The 16,623-nt window shown below is 69.2% G+C and carries 13 protein-coding genes; all 13 read right to left on the bottom strand.

The window, feature by feature from the left end:
* Position 1: 1 nt before the first annotated feature.
* Entirely contained in the window at positions 2-547 is a 546-nt protein-coding gene (locus tag BLR95_RS06045; protein WP_176787666.1) for an OmpH/Skp family outer membrane protein, read from the bottom strand.
* Between the two features lie 90 nt (positions 548-637).
* On the bottom strand, positions 638-3,013 hold the full coding sequence (gene bamA, locus BLR95_RS06040; RefSeq protein WP_092616939.1) for an outer membrane protein assembly factor BamA: 2,376 nt from the start codon (positions 3,011-3,013) through the stop codon (positions 638-640).
* Between the two features lie 80 nt (positions 3,014-3,093).
* Positions 3,094-4,491 carry an RIP metalloprotease RseP gene (gene rseP, locus BLR95_RS06035; protein WP_092616935.1) on the bottom strand — a complete coding sequence of 466 codons (1,398 nt, stop codon included), beginning with the start codon at positions 4,489-4,491 and terminating at the stop codon, positions 3,094-3,096.
* Positions 4,492-4,523: 32 nt separating this feature from the next.
* Positions 4,524-5,708 carry a 1-deoxy-D-xylulose-5-phosphate reductoisomerase gene (locus BLR95_RS06030; protein WP_092616932.1) on the bottom strand — a complete coding sequence of 395 codons (1,185 nt, stop codon included), beginning with the start codon at positions 5,706-5,708 and terminating at the stop codon, positions 4,524-4,526.
* 31 nt (positions 5,709-5,739) lie between these two features.
* The gene (locus tag BLR95_RS06025) at positions 5,740-6,516 is read right to left on the bottom strand and encodes a phosphatidate cytidylyltransferase (RefSeq protein ID WP_092616929.1); all 777 of its coding nucleotides are present in this window, start codon (positions 6,514-6,516) and stop codon (positions 5,740-5,742) included.
* Between the two features lie 13 nt (positions 6,517-6,529).
* On the bottom strand, positions 6,530-7,270 hold the full coding sequence (locus BLR95_RS06020; protein WP_092616926.1) for an isoprenyl transferase: 741 nt from the start codon (positions 7,268-7,270) through the stop codon (positions 6,530-6,532).
* Positions 7,270-7,842 (bottom strand): ribosome recycling factor, encoded by a 573-nt coding sequence (gene frr / locus BLR95_RS06015; protein ID WP_092616924.1) that lies wholly within the window; start codon positions 7,840-7,842, stop codon positions 7,270-7,272. The genes BLR95_RS06020 and frr overlap by 1 nt, the downstream gene beginning before the upstream one ends.
* A gap of 5 nt (positions 7,843-7,847) precedes the next feature.
* Positions 7,848-8,573 (bottom strand): UMP kinase, encoded by a 726-nt coding sequence (pyrH, locus tag BLR95_RS06010; protein WP_092616921.1) that lies wholly within the window; start codon positions 8,571-8,573, stop codon positions 7,848-7,850.
* A gap of 329 nt (positions 8,574-8,902) precedes the next feature.
* Positions 8,903-9,832, bottom strand: coding sequence for a translation elongation factor Ts (gene tsf, locus BLR95_RS06005; protein ID WP_092616918.1), 930 nt, complete (start codon positions 9,830-9,832; stop codon positions 8,903-8,905).
* Positions 9,833-9,994: 162 nt separating this feature from the next.
* The gene (rpsB, locus tag BLR95_RS06000) at positions 9,995-10,807 is read right to left on the bottom strand and encodes a 30S ribosomal protein S2 (RefSeq protein WP_092616915.1); all 813 of its coding nucleotides are present in this window, start codon (positions 10,805-10,807) and stop codon (positions 9,995-9,997) included.
* Between the two features lie 313 nt (positions 10,808-11,120).
* Positions 11,121-14,618, bottom strand: coding sequence for a DNA polymerase III subunit alpha (dnaE, locus tag BLR95_RS05995; protein ID WP_092616912.1), 3,498 nt, complete (start codon positions 14,616-14,618; stop codon positions 11,121-11,123).
* Between the two features lie 52 nt (positions 14,619-14,670).
* Complete coding sequence (locus BLR95_RS05990) at positions 14,671-15,375, bottom strand: ABC transporter ATP-binding protein (RefSeq protein ID WP_092616908.1); 705 nt, start codon at positions 15,373-15,375, stop codon at positions 14,671-14,673.
* A complete protein-coding gene (locus tag BLR95_RS05985; RefSeq protein WP_092616905.1) occupies positions 15,368-16,603 on the bottom strand; it encodes a lipoprotein-releasing ABC transporter permease subunit in 1,236 nt (411 codons plus the stop codon). The genes BLR95_RS05990 and BLR95_RS05985 overlap by 8 nt, the downstream gene beginning before the upstream one ends.
* Positions 16,604-16,623 lie beyond the last annotated feature (20 nt).

Raw genomic sequence — 16,623 nt, 5'->3', positions numbered from 1 at the left:
CTCAGTTGCCGCCCGGGGCCATGGTTGCCGGATCGGGGAAGGCCACCGAGGGAAGCTGGCGGTTCACCTTTTCCAGCACCGTCGGGGTAAGGTCCATCTGGTCGGAAAACATGAACACCTGCGAGCGGTAGAGCACCAGATTGACCCCCCGCTGGGTGGCCGCCTCGTCGGTGGCGGTGACCACGGCCCGCTGGATCTCGCTCATCGCCTCGGCCATGGCGCGCTCCAGGTTGCGGCGGCGGGCCTGGACGTCACGCTGGAACTGGGCCAGACGCTGCTGGAACTCCTTGCGCTTCTCGTTGAAGGCCTCCGGGGCCAGCACGGTGCGCTGGCGGGCCAACTCCTGGTCGGCGGCGCGCAGGCTCTTTTCCTGCTCGCTGACCTCGGCCTTGTACTGGCTGGCATAGCGCTCGCGGTCGGCCCGCGCCTGCTTGGCGGCGCCGGCCTCGCGCAGGACCCGCTGCATGTCGAGCACGCCGACCACCGGCCCGGGGGGCTGGCTGGCCTGCTGGGCGGTGGCGCCCTGGGCAGCCAGGAGCAGCGGCAACGCGATCAGCGCCGCCACAAGAGCGCGGGAAACGGACGTCCGACGCCCCGGACGGGACGACGCGGGGACCATCAAAGTCATGTTGAAACCCTAGAATCTGGTGCCGAAGTTGAAGCGGAAGTACTCGGTCTCGTCGAAATCCTCTTTCACCAGAGGATAGGCGAAATCCATGCTGAGCGGGCCCATGGGCGAGCGCCAGATCAGGCCCACACCGGCCGCCACCCGGGGCGTGGTGGCGTAGGACAGGCCGGCCTTGCTGCTCTCGTCGGGTGCCCCGATGGCCCCGACGTCGACGAAGCCCTTGCCGAGCAGCCCCAGTTCCTCGGGCAGCCCGAGGGGGAAGCGCACCTCGGCGGTGGCGGTGCCGATCCAGTTGCCGCCGACCACGTCGTTGGTGCCGGTGTCGCGCGGGCTGGCCCCGGCCACCGCGAAGCCGCGCAGATTGCTGCCGCCCAGGGTGAAGCGGCGGTGGATCTTGGTATCCTCGTCGCCCCAGGCGTTGATGGTGCCGGCCATGGCCTTGAGGGCCAGGATCCAGTCGTCGGTGAGGGGGAAGTACTGCTGCCCGGAAACGATGGTGCGCACGAACTGCTCGTCGCCGCCCAGGCCCGCGAAATCGTTGGAGAAGGCGATCAGATAGCCCTCGGTCGGCTCGACGATGCTGTCGCGCTTGTCGTAGGTCAGCGTGTGGCTGACCTGCGACAGCATCGATTCCCCAGCCTGGTCCTTGATGTAGCGGGAGGCATCGGAGGCGATGTTCTCGACCTCGGTCTGCTCCAGGGTATAGGCCACGGCGTGGCTCAGGGCCTCGTTGTACTGCCACCCCATGCGCAGCCGGCCGCCGATCACCGCGCGATCGTGCGAGGCCTCTTCCTGAACGTCGGTTTCGGTCATGTAGAGATCGAAACCGGCGGACAGCGGGCGGTCCAGGAAGTACGGCTCGGTGAAACCGAGGTCGATGTTCTGCTGGTACTGGCCGATTTCCAGGTTGGCCTTCAGGTCCTGGCCGCGGCCCAGCAGGTTGCGCTCGCGCAGGCCGATGTTGAACAGCGCCCCGGCCAGGGTCGACCAGCCGACGCCGAGCGACAGCTCGCCGGTCGAGCGCTCTTCCACGTCGACCTGGATCACCGTGCGGTCGGGCGCCTCTTCCGAGGGCACGTTGTTCACCTCGACCTTGTCGAAGAAGCCCAGCGCCCGGATGCGCTCGCGCGAGCGGCGCAGCTTGGCGGCGTTGAAGGCGTCGCCCTCGACCAGACGGAACTCGCGGCGGATGACCTCGTCCAGGGTGCGCACGTTGCCGGTGATGTCGATCCGCTCGACGAACACGCGCGGCCCTTCCTGGACGTCGAAGGTGACGTCGATGCGCCGGCTCTCGCGGTCGCGGCGCACCCGGGGGCGCACGTCGACGAAGGCGTAGCCCAGGTTGCCCACTTCCTCGGTCAGCGCCTGGATGGTCTCTTCCACCTCGTCGGCGTTGTACCAGCCGCCGCTTTCCGGCACCACGTGGGGCATCAGGGTCTCGGCCGTCAGGTCGGGCAGCGCGACCTCGACCGCCAGTTCGCCGAAGGTGTAGCGCTCGCCCTCGTCCACCGCGATGGTGATGAAGAAGCTGTCGCGGTCCGGGGTCAGCTCGGCCACCGCCGAGCGCACCCGGAAGTCGGCATAGCCCTTGCGCAGGTAGAAGCGGCGCAGCAGTTCGCGGTCGTAGGTCAGGCGGTCCGGGTCGTAGGTGTCGTTGGCCGACAGGAAGCGGTACCAGCGCTCTTCCTTGGTCGCCAGTTCCTCGCGCAGGCTGGAATCGCTGTAGTGCTGGTTGCCGACAAAGGTGATGCGGCGCACGTAGGTGGGCGGGCCCTCGTTGATCTCGAAGGCCAGATCGACCCGGTTCTGGTCAAGCTGGATGATCTTGGGATCGACGATCACCGCGAAACGGCCGCGCCGGCGGTAGAGGTCGAGGATGCGCTTGACGTCGTCCTGCACCTTGGTCCGCGTGTAGACGACGCGGGGCCGGAGCTGCACCTCGCCGGACAACTCCTCGTCATCGATGCGCTTGTTGCCCTCGAAGGCGATGCGGTTGATGATCGGGTTTTCGACCACCCGCACCACCAGATCGTTGCCCTGGCGGCCGATCGCCACGTCGGCGAACAGGCCGGTGCGGAACAGGCTCTTGAGGGAACGGTTGACGCGCTCGGCATCGAACGGGTCGCCGGCCTGGATGACCATGTAGGAGCGGACGGTCTCCGCCTCGATGCGCTGGTTACCCTCGATCACCACCTGATCGACGATGCCGCCCGACTGGCCGCCCGACTGGCCAAAAACCTGGGCCAATTGCGGCGCCGACGCGGCGGCGGGGAGGCCCGCCTCGGCCAGCGCCGGCAGGCTGCCCAGGGCCAGGGTCGGCGCCAGACACCACACCAGCGCCCGCCGGGCCCAGATTTCCCAAGCCCGGGTGCGCCTTTCCGTCATCGTGCCGCCTGACCGCCCCGTGGGTCGCAAGATGCCCAATCCCCTGCAAGAAAACGCCGCCACCCTGGCAAGTGCCAGCCTCAGCCGCCCACCAGTTGGACGATGTCGTTCCAGGTGGCGAAGACCATCAGTCCCAATACCACCGCAAGGCCGATGCGAAAACTGATTTCCTGGGCCGCCTCCCCCAGGGGGCGCCCCATAACCGCCTCGATTCCGTACATTAGCAGATGGCCGCCGTCGAGAACAGGGATCGGGAACAGGTTGATCAGCCCCAGATTGACCGACAGCAGGGCAATCGACAGAAGGAAGGTGACCACCCCGGCCTCGGCCGCCTGACCGAAGAACTGGGCGATGCGGATCGGTCCGCCCAGGTCCTCGGTGCCGCGGTCGCCGGCGATCATCTGGCCGAGCGCGGTGAAGGTGTGCTCGACCACCCGCACCGTCTCGCCGACACCCCGCCATGCCGCCTCGAAGGGGCCATAGGCGATATGGGTGCGGTCGCCCAGGCTGAAGGTCACGCCGATGCGGGCGACGCTCTCGGTCGGGCCGTTCTCGTCATAGGTCTCGATGACCGGGTCGAGGGTCCGCTCGAAGCGCTGGTCGCCGCGCTCGATGGTCAGCCGCAGCGGCCCCTGGGCCGGGTCGAAACCCTCCAGGACCTCGCGGAAATCGGCGAACACCTGCACCGGCACCCCTTGCGCGGCGACGATCCGATCCTCCGGCTCAAGGCCGGCCCGTTCGGCCGGGCTGTCCGGGCTGATCGTGTGGATCAGCGTCGGATAGGGCGGATTGACGCCCAGGGTGTAGCCGTCGCGCACCGTGCCCTGGTCGTCGATAGTCTCCAGCCGGGTCGGGGTGACGGTGATGGTGCGCTCGATGCCGCCGCGCTCGAAGCGGATATCAAGCGGCGTGCCGTCGACCAGCAGGGCGACGGCCTGCACCTCCTCGTAGCGCTCGATGGGCTCGCCATCGATGGCCAGGATGCGGTCGCCGGCCTGGATTCCGGCCTCGGCGGCGGCGCTGCCGCTCACCACCGAGCCGATCACCGGCGGCGTGGCCGGCTGACCAAACGACATGAAGACAAAGGCGTAAACGATTACGGCAAAAATGAAATTCGCCGCCGGGCCGGCGAACACGATGGCCGCCTTCTGGCCCAGGGACTTGAACGGGAAGGCGACCGCCTTATCCTCGTCCGACATCTCCTCGGCCGCCTCGGCATCCGGCTTGCTGCTGGCGTCCTCGTCGCCGAACATCTTGACGTAGCCGCCCAGCGGCACGGCCGCGAACTTCCAGCGGGTGCCGTGGCGGTCGTTGAAGCCGAACAGCTCGGGCCCGAAGCCGATCGAGAACACCTCGACCCGCACGCCGTTGCGCCGGGCCACCCAGAAGTGACCCATCTCGTGGACGAAGACGACAATGGTCAGGCCGACCAGGAACGCGACCACGGTGGCGGTGTTGTCGGCAAGAAACTCGATCATTCAGGGCATCCGGTAAAAGGGTCGGGGCGGATCTACTGGGCGGCGACCACCGAGCCCAGCAGGTCCTCGGCGGTGCGTCGCGCCGCCGCGTCGAGCCCGATAACCTCGTCGATGCTGGCCGGTGCCTTGGGGTCGAGGCGCGCCAGGGTGGCATCGACCACCGCGGCGATGTCGAGGAAACCGATCCGGCGCCCCAGGAAGGCGGCCACCGCCACTTCGTTGGCGGCATTCAGAATGGTAGGTGCGCCCCCGCCCTGGCGCAAGGCCTCGCGGGCCAGCCGCAGGGCCGGGAAGCGCACCAGATCGGGCGCCTCGAAGCTCAAGGTGGCGATCTTGCCGAGGTCCAGGCGTTCCACCGGGGCCTTCATGCGGGCCGGCCAGGCCAGGGCGTAGGCGATCGGCGTGCGCATGTCCGGGCAGCCGAGTTGGGCCAGCACCGAGCCGTCCACGTAGGCGACCATGGAGTGGATCACCGACTGCGGATGGACCAGGATGTCGATCCGGGATTCCGGCATGGCGAACAGGTGGTGGGCCTCGATCAGCTCCAGGCCCTTGTTCATCATGGAGGCGGAATCGACCGAGATCTTGGCCCCCATCGACCAGTTGGGATGGGCCACCGCCTGCTCCGGGGTGACGGCGCGCATGTCCTCCAGCGCGGTGCGCCGGAAGGGGCCGCCCGAGGCGGTGAGGATGATCTTCTCGATGCCCTCGCGCCGCTCGTCGTCGAAAACCTGGAAGATGGCGTTGTGCTCGCTGTCCACCGGCAGCAGCACGGCGCCGCTGTCGGCCACGGCGGCGGTCATCAGGTCGCCGGCGCAGACCAGACATTCCTTGTTGGCCAGGGCGACGCGGGCCCCACGGGCGACGGCGGCCAGGGTCGGGGCGAGGCCGGCGGCGCCGACAATGGCCGCCATGACGGTGCGCGCGCTGGGGCGGCGGGCCGCCTCGACCACCGCCTCGGGGCCGGCGGCGACCTCGATGCCGCTGCCCTCCAGCGCCGCTTTCAGGTCCTGATAGCGCGCCGGGTCGCTGGTCACCGCCAGTTCGGCGTTGAACTCGCGGGCCGCCTCGGCCAGCTCCAGGATGCGGCTGTGAGCGGTCAGGGCGACCACCTTGAAGGTGTCCGGGTTGCGCCGCACCAGATCCAGGGTGCTGGTGCCGATGGAGCCGGTGGCCCCAAGCACGGTCAACCCATGCCGCCCGTCTGCCTCAGTCATGTCCTGCCGCTCCCGATAAAAACACAGAAACTTATGGCCAGATGCCCAATCCAGGCCCCTTCAGCCAGATCAACCCGGCGACCACCGGGGCCGCCGCGAGCAGACCGTCGAAACGGTCCAGCAGACCGCCATGGCCAGGGATCAGCGCACTGGAATCCTTCACCCCGAAGCGCCGCTTGACGAAGGACTCGAAGAGGTCCCCGCCCTGGGCCAGCACCGCCAGCAGGCCACCCAGCGCCGCCGCCTCGACCCAGCGCTCGGCGCCCAGTCCGAGCGCCACCCCGGCCCCCGCCCCGGCCGCCGTCAGCATGCCGCCGAGCAGCCCGGCCCAGGTCTTGTTGGGGCTGACCCGGGGGGCCAGTTTGGGTCCGCCGATGCCCCGGCCGGCGGCATAGGCCCCCACATCGGTGGCCCACACCACGGCCAGCAACCAGAAGATCGGCTCGGCCCCGCCGATCTGGCGCGACCATACCAGAGCCGCCGCCGGCAGGGCCAGATAAAGGGCGCCCAGCCCCATCCACGGCGCCTTGCCGCGCCCGGTCAGCAGGTGGACCAGGAGCGGCCCCAGGGCGACCACCAGGGCGGCCAGCCGGACATCCAGCCCGACCGCCAGCGTCGCCGCCGCGGCCACCCCGGCCAGCACCATGCCGGCGCTGTCGAAACGGCCCATGACCAGCTTCTGCCACTCCCAGGCCATCAGCGCGGCGACCAGGGCCCACAGCAGATCGAACCACGGTGGGCCCAGCCACACCGCGCCCAGGGCCACCGGCACCAGGACAAGAGCTGACAGAAGGCGGGTTCTGAACACCGCGGCCGACCCCCTACCCGGCCACGCCGCCGAAGCGCCGTTCGCGCTGGGCGAACGCCGCCACGGCCTGGGCCAGATGCTGGCGGGTGAAGTCGGGCCACAGCGCCTCGACGAAGACCAGCTCGGCATAGGCCGACTGCCACAAAAGGAAGTTGCTGATGCGCTGTTCGCCGCTGGTGCGGATCAACAGGTCGGGGTCGGGCAACTCGGCGGTCCACAGGCGGCTTTCCAGCAGGGCCTCGTCGATCACCGCCGGGTCGAGCCGCCCGGCCGCCACCTCGTGGGCCAGTTCGCGGGCCGCCCGGGCGATTTCCTGGCGTCCGCCGTAGCTCAGGGCAATGGTCAGGCCGAGCCGGGTGTTGGCCCGGGTCAGGGCCTCGCTGTCGGCTATCAGTTGCTGGATGTCCGGGGCCAGACGGTCGCGCTCACCGATCACCGACAGGCGCACCCCGTTCTTGTCCAGGGCCTTGATTTCCTTCTTCAGATACAGACGAAGCAGGCCCATCAGGTCGCTCACCTCGCCGGACGGGCGGCGCCAGTTCTCGGAACTGAAGCCGAACAGGGTGAGATGGGCGATGCCCAACTCGGCGGCCCCCTCCACGGCCTCGCGCACCGCCTCCACGCCGCGCCGGTGACCGGCCGTGCGGGACAGTCCGCGGGCCTCGGCCCAGCGTCCGTTGCCGTCCATGATGATGGCCACGTGGCGGGGCGGCATGGAGCCGTCGCCGTGCCGGATGAGCGCCTCGGACACCATCAGACCTGCATGATCTCCTGTTCCTTGTGGGCCAGCATCTCGTCCAGGTGCTTGATCGACTGGTCGGTCAGCTTCTGCACCTCGTCGGCGTGACGGTGGTGCTCGTCTTCCGAGATGTGGCCGTCCTTTTCCATCTTCTTCAGGCTGTCCATGCCGTGCCGGCGCACGTTGCGGATGGCCACCCGGGCCTCCTCGGTGTACTTGCCGGCGACCTTGGTCAGCTCCTGGCGGCGCTCTTCGTTGAGGGCCGGGATGGGAATGCGCAGGGTCGTGCCGTCGACCGCCGGGTTGAGCCCCAACCCACTGTCGCGGATGGCCTTTTCCACCGCCTTCACCATGCCCTTGTCCCACACCGTGGCGGTCAGCATGCGCGGCTCGGGGACGCCGATGGTGGCCACCTGGTTGAGCGGCATGGGCTGGCCGTAGGCCTCGACGGTGACCGGGTCGAGCAGGCTGGCATGGGCCCGCCCGGTGCGCAGGCCGGCGAACTCCTTGCGCAGCACCTCGGCCGCCTGGTCCATGCGGTGCTTGATGTCCTTCTTGAGGGCGGGAAAATCTTCCGGGGTGGACATGACGATCAGCTCTCCTCAGAGACAAGGGTGAAGCGGCCCCGGCCCTCGACCACCGCCCGCGCCCCGCCCGTCGAGCCGAGGGCGAAGACCAGGATCGGGATGCGGTTCTCGCGGGCCAGGGCAATGGCCGCGGCGTCCATCACCTTCAGGTCGCGGGCCAGAACCTCGGTATAGCTCAGACGCTCGAAGCGCTCGGCGTCGGGATTGGTCTTGGGGTCGGCGGCATAGACCCCGTCCACCTGGGTCGCCTTCAACAGGGCGTCGCAATTCATTTCCACCGCCCGCAGGGCGGCGGCGGTGTCGGTGGTGAAGAAGGGATTGCCGGTGCCGGCGGCGAAGATCACCACCCGCCCCTTCTCCAGGTGGCGGATGGCCCGACGGCGGATGTAGGGCTCGCAGACGGCGTCCATGGGAATGGCCGACTGGACCCGGGTATGCAGGCCCTGGGCCTCGAGCGCGCTTTGCACGGCCAGGGCGTTCATCACCGTGGCCAGCATGCCCATGTAGTCGGCGCTGGTGCGGTCCATCCCCTCGGCGGCGCCCTTGACGCCACGGAAGATGTTGCCGCCGCCGATGACCAGACAGACCTCGTGCCCGCCCTCGACCAGCAGCGCCACGTCCTCGGCCACCTCCCGGATGCGCTCGGGATCGATGCCGTAGCCGGCCGTTCCCATCAATCCCTCGCCGGAGAGTTTGAGCAGGACGCGGCGATAGGGACTCTCGGCGGACATGGAACCACTTCTCGATCAGACGGGGAGCAAATTCGGAGTCGGTCAACGGGGCGTCGCCCGGGCGGCCCAACCCCGGTTGTGCCAAATCAGGGTGGCCGGATGGTGGCGCCGGCGGGACAATTCGCGGGCACCCTCGGCACGGGTCGGCGGATCATACACCAACCCCGCCGGCTGTCGCCCCTGCTTTTTCAACAGTCCGGGTGGGGACAAGCCCGCGGGCAAACCCGCGGACAAACCTGGGGGGGGGGGCGTGGGGCAACCTGGGCTCAAGGAAAAGGGCGGCGCCGAGGCCCGGCCACCGCCCTTTCCCGAAGGTGTCGGCGAGAGGATCAGGCGCCGCCGGCGGCCTTGGCCACCTCGGCGGCGAAGTCCTCTTCCTTCTTCTCCACGCCCTCGCCCAGGGCGAAGCGCACGAAGCCGGTCAGGGCGACCGGGGCCCCGGCGGCGCCGGCGGCTTCCTCGACCACCTTGGCGATCTTCTTGTCGGGGTCCATGACGAAGCCCTGATCGAGCAGGCAGACTTCCTCGTAGTACTTGCGCAGGCGGCCCTCGACCATCTTCTCGATGATCTCCTCGGGCTTGCCGGAGGCGCGGGCCTGATCGGCCAGCACGTCGCGCTCGCGGTCAAGGGCCGCGGTGTCCACCGACTCCCGGTTCAGGAACAGGGGGTTGGCGGCGGCCACGTGCATGGCCAGCTGCTTGCCCAGATCGGCCAGCGCGGCGGCATCACCGGCGCTTTCCAGGGCGACCAGCACGCCGATCTTGCCCAGGCCCGGCTTGGTGGCGTTGTGCACGTAGCCGGCGACCACGCCCTGCCCGACGGCAAGGCCGGCCGAGCGGCGCAGCTGGATGTTCTCGCCGATGGTGGCCACCATGTCCGGCACCGCGTCGGCGACGCTCTTGCCGGTGCCCGGCATGTCGGCGGCCGACAGCGCCGCGAAGTCGCCGCCGGTGGCCAGGGCCACCCCGGCCACCTGCTCGACAAAGCCCTGGAACTGCTCGTTGCGGGCCACGAAGTCGGTCTCGGCGTTGACCTCGACGACCACCCCCTTGGGGCCCTCGGTGCTGACCGCGACCAGCCCCTCGGCGGCGACCCGGCCGGCCTTCTTGGCGGCGGCGGCGAGGCCCTTCTTGCGCAGCCAGTCAACGGCGGCGTCGATGTCGCCGTCGGTCTCGGCCAGCGCCTTCTTGCAGTCCATCATGCCGGCGCCACTCTTCTCGCGCAGCGCCTTGACCATTCCGGCAGTGATTTCGGCCATAACGTCAACAACCCTCTCGTTTGGGCCCGGCGCCGGAAGGGTCGGCCGGGCCCCGATGAAACCTCGCCCCATGCTGCCACGGTCGGGCGGCGCCGGGGGGTGACAGATTGATGGCGCCCGACCCGGCGAAACCCGGGCCGGGCGATCAGGAAACAGGGCCTATCAGGAGGCCGCCGGGGCCTGCTCGGCGGCCGGCGCGGCCTCGGCCGGGGCTTCCTCGGCGGCCAGCGCCGGTTCCTCGGGGGCGGTCTGCTCGCCCAGATCAACGCCGGCGGCGGTCATCTCGGCCTGGATGCCCTCGAGCACGGCGCCGGCCATCAGCTCGCAATACAGCTTGATGGCGCGGATGGCGTCGTCGTTGCCCGGGATGGGGAAGGCGATGCCCGACGGATCGGCGTTGGAATCGAGCACCGCAATCACCGGAATGCCCAGCTTGCGGGCTTCGTTCACGGCCAGGTTCTCGCGCACCACGTCGATCACGAACAGGATGTCGGGCAGGCCGCCCATCTCCTTGATGCCGCCCAGGGTGCGGTCCAACTTTTCCTTCTCGCGCGAGAGGTTGAGCTGTTCCTTCTTGGTCAGGCCGGCCAGACCGCCCTCGCTGGAGAAGGTCTCCTCCAGCTCGCGCAGGCGGCGGATGGAGTGATTGATGGTCTTCCAGTTGGTCAACATGCCGCCCAGCCAGCGGTGGTTGACGTAGTACTGACCGCAGCGGGTGGCCGCCTCGGCGACGATGTCCTGGGCCTGACGCTTGGTGCCGATGAACAGCACCCGGCCGCCGGCGGCGGTGACGTCGCGCACCGCTTCCATGGCGCGGTGCATCATCGGCACGGTCTGCTGCAGGTCGATGATGTGCACGCCGTCGCGCACCCCGAACAGGTACTCCTGCATGCGGGGGTTCCAGCGCCGGGTGTTGTGGCCGAAGTGGCAGCCAGACTCGATCATCTGGCGCATGGTGAAGGTGGGCAGGGTCATGGTCGTGGAACTTCCTTGCTTTTCCGGTTGACCGCCGCGGGGTGTGGTCGCTGCCCCGGCCCGCCCTGAAAGACGCGCCGTGAAGGGACACCAACACCGGAAGGACCGCCGCCCGGCTCCGGCTTTGACCGGAGATCCAAGCGTCGCGGCCCGGCTGGTCGAGCCCCGCGTGTGGATTTCGCGCCCCCAGCCCGCGCCCTGTGACAACACGGAGACGGCGGAGAGTCGCGATGGGGCCGGGTTCTACTCCCTGGCGGGGGGGAAATCAAGCCGTTTCCAGTCGGCGCGGCGGGCCGACCAAGCCCCCTCCCCCTCAGAACTCCGCCACCTCGAGCACCCCCGGGGTGACGCGCAGGGTGTCCAGGGCACCGGGTGGCGGGCTGTAGGTGCCCTCCAGGGTGAGCTCCATGTCAAAGCGCGGCGAGCTTGGCACCAGCACCACCCGGGCCCCGCCCCCCTGGCGGACCGGACCCAGCGCCACCTTCAGAGGCTCGATGGCCTCCGGCGTTTCCAGGCGCACGCGGATCTTGGTCGCCGCCTTGGCCATCGCCTCGTCGAGCGCGCGCACCGCCTGCACGGTCAGGCGCAGATCGTCGGGGTCGTCGGGCCGCGGCTCGGCGGCGGCCGACAGCAGCACCCGGCGGCCCACCGAGATCAGCTCGCCGGCACTGGCCAGCACCTCGGAGAACAGGGTCACCTCGTAGATGCCGGAGGTGTCGGACAGGGTGACGAAGGCATAGCGGTTGTTGTTCTTCTTCGAGCGCTGGATGCGCACCGCGGTGACGATGCCGGCCAGCCGCACCGCCCCGCCGCCGGTGCGCCCCTTGGCGAAGCGGCTCTTGAGGTCGCCGAAGGGGATCACATCCAGCCGTTCCAGCCGCTCGCCGAACTCGTCCAGCGGGTGGGCCGAGAGGAAGAAGCCGATCGCCTCGCACTCCTTCTCGGGCTTTTCCTGGCGGTTCCAGTCGACCACCTTGGGCAGCACCATGCGCGGCGCCTCGTCACCCCCGCCGAACAGGTTGACCTGGTTGCTGGCCCGCTCCTCGGCGGCGCTCTGGGCGTGGCGCAGGATGCTCTCGATGGCCTCGAAGGTCTGCGCCCGGTTGGCGTTCAGGCTGTCCAGGGCGCCCGCCTTGATGAGACTTTCCAGAAGCCGCCGGTTGACCTGCCGGGCGTCCATGCGTTGGGCGAAGTCGGTCAGGTCGGCGAACGGGCCGTTGGCCTCGCGTTCGGCGACCAGGGCCTCCATGGCCGCCGTGCCGACGTTGCGCACCGCCGACAGGGCATAGCGGATGGCCCAGGGGCCATCGCTGCCGTCGGCCATCTTCTCAGGGCGGAAATCCACCCCGGAGACGTTCACGTCGGGCGGCAACAGGGGAATCCCCAGGCGCTTCAGTTCGCCCTTGAAGGCCCCCAGCTTGTCGGTGTTGTGCTTATCAAAAGTCATGGTCGCGGCCATGAAGGCGACCGGGTGGTTGGCCTTCATGTAGCCGGTCTGGTAGGCGACCAGGGCATAGGCGGCGGCGTGGCTTTTGTTGAAGCCGTAACCGGCGAACTTGGCGATGGTGTCGAACACCTGGCTGGCCTGGCTGGACGGAATGCCGCGCGCCGTGGCGCCTTCCACGAAGGTCTGGCGCTGCTTGTCCATCTCCGCCTGGATCTTCTTGCCCATGGCGCGGCGCAGAAGGTCGGCGTTGCCCAGGCTGTAGCCGGCCATCACCTGGGCCGCCTGCATCACCTGCTCCTGATAGATCATGATGCCGTAGGTTTCCTTGAGCACCGTCTCCAGACTGGGATGCAGGTAGTGGACCGGCTCCTCGCCGTGCTTGCGGCGGATGTAGCTGGGGATGTTGTCCATCGGTCCGGGGCGGTAGAGCGCCACCACGGCGATGATGTCCTCCAGGGTGTCCGGCTTCATGCCCTTCAGCACGTCGCGCATGCCGGCGCTTTCCAACTGGAACACCCCGGCCGTCTCGCCCCGGCTCAGCATGTCGAAGGTCTTGCGGTCGTCCAGCGGCAGGGCCGACAGGTCGATCTCGATCTCCTGCTCGGCCAGCAGGTCGACCGCCGTCTTGAGCACGGTCAGGGTCTTGAGGCCGAGGAAGTCGAACTTCACCAGACCGGCCTGCTCGACCCACTTCATGTTGAACTGGGTGACCGGGGTCTCGGCGTTGGGATCGCGGTAGAGCGGCACCAGCTCGTCCAGCGGCCGGTCGCCGATGACCACCCCGGCGGCGTGGGTCGAGGCGTGGGAGTAGAGCCCCTCGAGCTGCATCCCGATGCCCAGCAGGCGGGCCACGTCGGGGTCGCCGTCGCGCAACTCCTGAAGCTGCGGCTCGCCGTCCACCGCCTGCTTCAGGGTGACCGGGTTGGCCGGGTTGTTGGGGATCATCTTGCAGATGCGATCCACATAGCCCAGCGGCATTTCCAGCACCCGGCCCACCGAGCGCACCACGGCGCGGGCCTGGAGTTTCCCGAAGGTGATGATCTGGGCCACCCGGTCGGTGCCGTACTCCTTTTGCACGTAGCGGATCACCTCTTCCCGCCGGTGCTGGCAGAAGTCGATGTCGAAGTCGGGCATGGACACCCGCTCCGGGTTGAGGAAGCGCTCGAACAGCAGGGTGAAGCGGATCGGGTCGAGGTCGGTGATGGTCAGCGCCCAGGCGACCACCGAGCCGGCCCCCGAGCCGCGCCCCGGCCCGACCGGGATGTCGTGGTCCTTGGCCCACTGGATGAAGTCGGCGACGATCAGGAAATAGCCCGGAAAGCCCATGCCGCCGATGATCGTCAGCTCGTGTTCCAGCCGCTCGCGGTAGGGCTTGGCCGCCTGGGCGCGGTCCTGGTCGGTCATCCCCTCGCGGTAGACATGGCGCCACAGCCGCCGCTCCAGCCCGGCCCGGGCCATTTCGCCCAACGCCTCCTCGACGCTGCGCTCGCCCAGCTTGGTGTAGGTGGGCAGGATGGGCTTCTTCACCTCGGCCATGACGGCGCAGCGCCGGGCGATGACCAGGGTGTTGTCCACCGCCTCCGGCAGATCGGCGAACAGCTCGCGCATCGCCTGGGGCGGCTTGAACCAGTGCTCGGGGGTCAGGCGGCGGCGCTCGGCGGTGTTGATGGTCGCCTTCTGGGACATGCACAGCAAGGCGTCGGCCGCCTCGTGCAGCGTGGGGTCCGGGAAGTGGCAGTCGTTGGTGGCGACCAGCGGCAGGTCGAGGGCGTAGGCCAACTCGATCAGAGCCGGCTCGACACGGTCCTGGTCGGCTAGGCCGTGGCGCTGGATCTCCACATAGGTCCGCCCGGGGAAGGCCGTGGCCAGGGTTTGAAGCATCTGGCGGGCCTCGTCCGGGCGGCCCTCCAGCAGGCGCCGCGCCACCGGCCCGTCGATGCCGCCCGACAGCACGATCAGCCCCTCGGCGCGGGCGGCCAGGGTGTCCATGGCGATGCTGGCCAGGGCGCCCGGCGGGCTGTCGAGAAAACTGGTCGAGACCAGCGACAGAAGGTTGCGGTAGCCGGTCGGGGTCTGGGCGAGCAGGACCACGTACTCGGGCTCGGCCGGGCGCAGCGGCTCGCGGCTGGGCTCGGCGGGGGCCGGCCGGGCGAGCGCCATCTGGCAGCCGACAATGGGCTGGATGCCGGCCTTGGACAGCGCCGTGGAGGCTTCCAGCGCGCCGAACAGGTTGCGGGTGTCGGTCAGCCCGACCGCCGGCATGCCGGCCTTGGCACACAGGTCGGGCAGCGCCTTCACGGGGATGGCGCCCTCGGACAGGGAATAGGCGGTGTGAACCCTGAGGTGAACGAAGCCGTCGGTCATGGAAGAAAGAATGCCACGCGGCGCGGCGGAATGGCAAAGGGCGGCTGAAAGATCAGGCGGCGACCAGCCGGCCGTCGCTGAGCCGCACCGTGCGGTCCATGCGCGCCGCCAGATCGGGGTTGTGGGTGGCGACCAGGGCAGCCAGCCCCTCGGCCCGGACCAGTTCGACCAGCAGGGTGAACACCGTGTCGGCGGTGCCCGGATCGAGGTTGCCGGTCGGCTCGTCGGCCAGCAGCAGGCGCGGCCGGTTGGCCAGCGCGCGGGCAATGGCGGTGCGCTGCTGCTCGCCGCCGGAAAGCTGTCCCGGGCGATGATCCAGGCGCTCGCCCAGCCCCAGCCGGCCCAGCAGGTCGCCGGCCCGCGCCGCCGCCTGCCCCCGGCCGACCCCGGCGATCATCTGCGGAATGACCACGTTCTCCCGGGCCGAGAACTCGGGCAGCAGGTGGTGGTACTGGTAGACGAACCCCAGGTCGCTGCGCCGCACCGCGGTGCGCGCCGCGTCGCCGGCCCGCGACAGGTCGCGTCCGCCCAGGCTGACCGTCCCCGCGTCGGGTTTTTCCAGCAGCCCGGCGATCTGCAACAGGGTCGACTTGCCGGCCCCGGAGGGGGCGACCAGGGCCACCATCTCGCCCGGGGCGACGCTGAGATCGGCGCCCTTCAGCACCTCCAGCCAGGCCTCGCCCTGGCGGAAGCGTCGGCGAACACCGGAAAGCGCAAGCGCCGCCTCACGCGCCGTCTCACGCGCCGTCTCACTCATAGCGCAGGGCCTCCACCGGATCGAGCCGGGCCGCCCGCCACGCCGGATAGAGGGTGGCGAGCAGCGACAGGCCGAGCGACATGCCGACCACCATCACCACCTCGGCCGGGTCGACCTCGGCCGGCATGCGCGACAGGAAGTAGATCTCGGCCGAGAACAGCTCGGCCCCGGTGACCGATTGCAGGAACTGGCGGATGGCCTCGATGTTGTTGCAGAACAGCAGGCCGAGGGTCACCCCGAAGGCGGTGCCGATCAGCCCCACCGAGGCCCCGGCCAGGAAGAAGATGCGCATCACCGCGCCCCGTCCCGCCCCCATGGTGCGCAGGATGGCGATGTCGCGCCCCTTGTCCTTCACCAGCATGATCAGCCCGGAGATGATGTTGAAGGCGGCGACCAGGATGATCAGCGTCAGGATCAGGAACATCACGTTGCGCTCCACCTTGAGCGCGTTGAAAAAGCTGAAGTTGGAATCCTTCCAGGTGAACACCCGCTGCCCGGCGACCTGGGCGATGGCCTCGGCCAGCCGTTCGATGTGCATGGGGTTGTCGCTCACCACCTCCAGATGGCCGACCGTGTCGGGCGCGAACCGGAAGTAGGTGCGCGCCGAGTCCAGCGGCAGGTAGATGAAGCTGCTGTCGTACTCGTACATGCCGACGTTGAAGATCGCCCCCACCCGGTAGGCCTTCATGCGCGGCACCGTGCCAAAGGCGGTGACCGTGCCCTTGGGCGAGATCAGGGTGATCGGCGAATCGATGCCCAGGCGCAGCTTGCGGGCCAGCCGCTGGCCGATCAGCACGCTTTCCGGGTCGGCCTTCAGGTGTTCCAGGCTGCCGGCCACGATGTTGTCGGCGATCAGGTCGCGGGCCGCCATGTCCTCGACCGCCATGCCATGGACCAGCGCCCCGGTGGCCTCGCCGCCGCCGGTCGCCATGACCTGGCGCTGGATCGCCGGGATGACCAGCTTGACCCCGTCGATCTCGGCGATGCGCTGGCGCAGCGGGTCGTAGTCGGCGATCGGACCGGGGACGTTGATGTGACCGTTCAGACCCAGGATGCGGCCCAGCATGTCCTGCCGGAAGCCGTTCATGACGCTCATCACGATGATCAGCGTGGCCACCCCCAGCCCGATGCCGAGCAGCGAGAAACCGGCGATCACCGAGACGAACCCCTCCTTGCGCCGGGCCCTCAGGTAGCGCAGGGCCATCATCCGCTCGAAGGGGCCGAACATGGCGTCTGTTCCCCGCGCTG

The sequence above is a fragment of the Roseospirillum parvum genome (assembly GCF_900100455.1).
Lineage (GTDB): Bacteria > Pseudomonadota > Alphaproteobacteria > Rhodospirillales > Rhodospirillaceae > Roseospirillum > Roseospirillum parvum.
This window is presented reverse-complemented; position numbering and strand designations above follow the sequence as displayed.

Bases quoted from the DNA above. Each gene is read 5' to 3' on its own strand.
- bamA (WP_092616939.1), bottom strand. From the start codon at position 3,013: ATGACGGAAAGGCGCACCCGGGCTTGGGAAATCTGGGCCCGGCGGGCG.
- rseP (WP_092616935.1), bottom strand. From the start codon at position 4,491: ATGATCGAGTTTCTTGCCGACAACACCGCCACCGTGGTCGCGTTCCTG.
- BLR95_RS06030 (WP_092616932.1), bottom strand. From the start codon at position 5,708: ATGACTGAGGCAGACGGGCGGCATGGGTTGACCGTGCTTGGGGCCACC.
- BLR95_RS06020 (WP_092616926.1), bottom strand. From the start codon at position 7,270: ATGGTGTCCGAGGCGCTCATCCGGCACGGCGACGGCTCCATGCCGCCC.
- frr (WP_092616924.1), bottom strand. From the start codon at position 7,842: ATGTCCACCCCGGAAGATTTTCCCGCCCTCAAGAAGGACATCAAGCAC.
- pyrH (WP_092616921.1), bottom strand. From the start codon at position 8,573: ATGTCCGCCGAGAGTCCCTATCGCCGCGTCCTGCTCAAACTCTCCGGC.
- tsf (WP_092616918.1), bottom strand. From the start codon at position 9,832: ATGGCCGAAATCACTGCCGGAATGGTCAAGGCGCTGCGCGAGAAGAGT.
- rpsB (WP_092616915.1), bottom strand. From the start codon at position 10,807: ATGACCCTGCCCACCTTCACCATGCGCCAGATGATCGAGTCTGGCTGC.
- dnaE (WP_092616912.1), bottom strand. From the start codon at position 14,618: ATGACCGACGGCTTCGTTCACCTCAGGGTTCACACCGCCTATTCCCTG.
- BLR95_RS05990 (WP_092616908.1), bottom strand. From the start codon at position 15,375: ATGAGTGAGACGGCGCGTGAGACGGCGCGTGAGGCGGCGCTTGCGCTT.
- BLR95_RS05985 (WP_092616905.1), bottom strand. From the start codon at position 16,603: ATGTTCGGCCCCTTCGAGCGGATGATGGCCCTGCGCTACCTGAGGGCC.